A 3,599-nucleotide genomic window follows, 5' to 3' on the forward strand; every position below is an offset into this window, starting at 1 on the left:
TCTAGCTCTACTTCAGAAACTCGTCAGCGCAAGCAAACGGGAAGCATGAAGCAACTAGGACAAGCGAAGCGTCAGAAACACAAACCTATTGGTCTGGTTGTAGAAACCCAGACCTCAACGAAGTAGGTCTGGGTAGTTCATAACACCGTTAGTAGGCAAGACCCATACTGCGGGTGGTTTCAGCGCCAAGATAAACCCGAACGCTCAAGAAATCAGTCGGACAAGCGGTTTCGCAGCGCTTGCAACCGATACAATCTTCAGTACGTGGAGACGAGGCAATCTGACTAGCTTTACAGCCATCCCAGGGTACCATCTCCAACACATCGAGGGGACAAGCCCGTACACATTGGGTGCAACCGATGCAAGTGTCGTAAATTTTGACGCTATGAGACATAGAATAACGACTCCAAACGAGAATTATCGGTGATTGATTTAGATATCCTCCCCACGCTAACCCTAATTAAGGATAGTCAGGGATTCTAATGGCATACTGTTTACCTGATGACTCAGGTAAGGTGGTCACAGTCCCAACTTTTGACAAGCCCCCGTTATCCCTTATTCAAGTTAACGGTAGGTTCTGTGACAGTACGCAATCTATTATTGCAGATGGATCTGCTCACACACGGGCGATCGCTCTCGCCGTCTAATCAACGATTATGACAGGAGTATTCTCGCCGATCGCAGCAAGACAGACAATGGATTAAGGCTTAGTGTACCGCAGCGCTCTCATCTGTTTGAGCATTAAGTTACAGAACTTCAAACTCTGTAACATTTGCGGGTAATTTAAAGCGGACACATAGAGAATAACGGCAAAAAAGTCAAGTACAATTATGTCATCAATCTTAGAAAACAAAGACCAACAACATCCCCAAGAAAAGAGCGATCGCGCCCTAGTGGATCGTCTCTTGGAAATCAAAGCAGATCCGACGGATTACCAGTTGACAGAATTGGCGCGATTACGGATTCGCTATTTTCGGTTTCCTGGCGCTAGGGAAATTCAACAGGGGCTTGAACGGGTTCTCCAGCAGTGGAATTTGACAGAAGAACAGTTATTTGAGTTAACCCGTCACATCCACAGCCAGGGTCATGTTTACAAGCAACCCAAGTCTGTCGAGAGCCAAGATGACTGGACTTAACATTAAGGACAATACAAGTTAACGGCTGAGATCGTCATTCGTCATTCGTCATTCGTCATTTGTCAGGGAATAGGGAACAGTTAACAGTTAACAGGTAACAGTTAACAGGTAACAGTTAACAGGTAAGGTAAAGTTTTGAGTTAACTTCCCCATCTTCACCTGCTCTCCCAGCTTCCCCAGCTCCCCCAGCTCCCCCAGCTCTCCTTAATCCGTATCCGCCACTGACTTTTTAGGAATTGGCGGCAATTTTTCCAGGATATGGTGATGGTGATTCAGTTTATGTTTAGACTCAGCCAACTCCTCATCAATGGATTTTGGATTAAGCTCACGGGATTTATCCACTACCTGAACCGCCGCCGTTGTAATTTCAGAACTGGCGGCTTCTACAACTTGTGCTACCTCAATTTGCTGTTCCAATTGTTCCGTGGAAGAAACAAGTTCACTAAGTCCATTGACTAACTCTTTGAGATTTTGACGGAACGCCGGATCACCCGTTAAATCTTCCAAATCCGATGTAATCTTTTGCGTATTTTCAAAGGTTACCCGTGCTGAATCTAATAGCTGTTGCAAGACGATAGCAGTGCTGGGACTGTCCAGGGAATTGGAGATATCGCGTAAGTCAGCAGATACCTCAGCCGCATTAGCGGAAAGAGTCGCTAAATTTTCGGAGGCGGTTTCAACGTTTTCGATGATGGTGCTGACATCCGCTTGGTCAACTTGTGCATTTACTGAATCAATCGTCGTGTTGACATTTTCTAGGGTTGGTCTCAAATCGCTTAACAGAACGCCCAACTGATCGCTGGTTTGACCCACACTGGTTAACGTTCCGACTAAAACTGCTCGATTTCTGCTGACTAAATCATTCGTTGAGGCAATTAATCGATTGAGTTGCACGGCTGTCTGACTAAATTGATCCGCTGTATCGCCAATGCGTTGAGTTGTCTGGGTAGCCGCTGTGGTAATCGCATCAGACGCCTGAGAAAATCCGCCGACTTCTTGACGCACCGAACGCGATAATAAGGATAATTCACCCGCAAGTTGAGCGATACCACTGGCGGCGAGGGAGGCATTTTGGGCGAGAGTGTTGATGTTATTAAAAAATTGCGGATCGGTATAGATGGTGGTTAAGCGCTCAGTATTGCGGAGAAGTTCAATAAAGCTAACCCCAATCTCACCCTGAATCTGCTCACCACTACAAATAATCACATCCGAATTGCATTCAGAACTTAGAGGTTCCATCGACTGGATATCAGTGGACAATTCCCGGAGTGGAGTAATATCTACCGAGGTTTCACCAATTAAACCCGATTGATTGGCTTCAATGGCAACATCTTCTGGGATCACTAAGTCTTCTGATGCAATTTCGATGGTGACATCAACGCCGTTGGTTGTGGCTTCAATATCAGTAATGTTGCCCACATCAACCCCGCGATAGCGCACGGTGGCTCCTTCTTTCATCCCAGCGACGTTAGGAAAGTTGACGACAAAGCTGTAACTGCGATCGCCAAACTTCAAACCCCGAATCCAAACAGCCAAGCCAGCAAGCACAGCTAGTCCAACTAGAATTAATAAGCCAACGGAGCCTTCTCGAATGGTTCGCGATCGCATGGTTTCTCCTCACTGTACCGCTTCTAAAAACCTAGACAAACCTACCCATAAGTAATTCTGCCTTGGTATAAGTCCACGGTGTAACTTTTGGTCGATAACCGTTAACGCTGACGCTTGGCTGATACCCGGCATTGTTGCTCGACATCAGCCTTAACCAACGGTTCCCAGTTAGAGACACTATAGTAATCGTGTCTACGATTGACTACAGGGCATCGACCAATAAAATTATTAAATTGATATAGAGCGCTCCATACGTGCTTTCTCGGATTCACTCCGAGATAGGCGGACACAGAGCGCGGCAATCTCTCACTATACTTCATTCCTCTTCTGGCAATTGCCAGAGCCGCTACCACATCAGATGATAGTCCATACATCCGACTATATTTAACCAATCCAATCAAACTCGTGTAAGCTGGATTGCACAAAGAAAGAGTTATTCCTCGGTTGGATAAAATCGATGACAAAATTTGATAAAAACGACTGTATGCCCAGGCAGAAAGCATTCGAGCATATTTTTTTCCACGCTCTCGTAATTGAGCTTTCTTTGTCGAAAAATCTAAGCGTTCGCACAGAATCGGACTCTGATCGATACCCAGGGCACCGTCCTGAATTTCTCGGCTAACTTTCTCCACCGCTGCGGGCGTGAATTGAACAGCAACAACCCAGCGATTATCCTTTCTATAGAAGTGCCATGTTTTCGCACCACTATTGGGTAATCGTAAGGATTCAGGGGTCGTGGAAATCCGATGAAGGGGGAAGGCTTCGCCTGGTTTTGGCTATGATGTCGAGTACAGCAGTTTGGCAGAGGCTCCCGGCTTGCCCCTTTTGCTCCGGCACGGGGAGAACTACCTGAGT

At 46.3% G+C, this 3,599-nt stretch carries 3 protein-coding genes and 1 pseudogene; 1 reads left to right on the top strand and 3 read right to left on the bottom strand.

The genetic code is table 11. From position 1 onward, the window contains the following. Positions 1 to 148: 148 nt before the first annotated feature. On the bottom strand, positions 149 to 394 hold the full coding sequence (gene psaC, locus RIG66_RS26405) for a photosystem I iron-sulfur center protein PsaC (RefSeq protein ID WP_071777200.1): 246 nt from the start codon (positions 392 to 394) through the stop codon (positions 149 to 151). A gap of 436 nt (positions 395 to 830) precedes the next feature. Here psaC and RIG66_RS26410 point away from each other — a divergent pair, with 436 nt between their 5' ends. Beyond that, positions 831 to 1,136 (top strand): DUF3288 family protein, encoded by a 306-nt coding sequence (locus tag RIG66_RS26410; protein ID WP_446381927.1) that lies wholly within the window; start codon positions 831 to 833, stop codon positions 1,134 to 1,136. Between the two features lie 204 nt (positions 1,137 to 1,340). Here RIG66_RS26410 and RIG66_RS26415 read toward each other — a convergent pair whose 3' ends face one another. Both RIG66_RS26415 and RIG66_RS26420 read right to left on the bottom strand, forming a co-directional pair. After that, positions 1,341 to 2,744 (bottom strand): MlaD family protein, encoded by a 1,404-nt coding sequence (locus tag RIG66_RS26415; RefSeq protein ID WP_446381929.1) that lies wholly within the window; start codon positions 2,742 to 2,744, stop codon positions 1,341 to 1,343. Positions 2,745 to 2,845: 101 nt separating this feature from the next. Next, positions 2,846 to 3,463 (bottom strand): annotated as a pseudogene (locus RIG66_RS26420) (hypothetical protein); the annotation flags it as partial. Positions 3,464 to 3,599 lie beyond the last annotated feature (136 nt).

Source organism: Coleofasciculus sp. E2-BRE-01 (assembly GCF_040221695.1).
In the GTDB taxonomy this organism is placed as follows: domain Bacteria; phylum Cyanobacteriota; class Cyanobacteriia; order Cyanobacteriales; family Coleofasciculaceae; genus Coleofasciculus.

Bases quoted from the DNA above. Each gene is read 5' to 3' on its own strand.
- psaC (WP_071777200.1), bottom strand. From the start codon at position 394: ATGTCTCATAGCGTCAAAATTTACGACACTTGCATCGGTTGCACCCAA.
- RIG66_RS26410 (WP_446381927.1), top strand. From the start codon at position 831: ATGTCATCAATCTTAGAAAACAAAGACCAACAACATCCCCAAGAAAAG.
- RIG66_RS26415 (WP_446381929.1), bottom strand. From the start codon at position 2,744: ATGCGATCGCGAACCATTCGAGAAGGCTCCGTTGGCTTATTAATTCTA.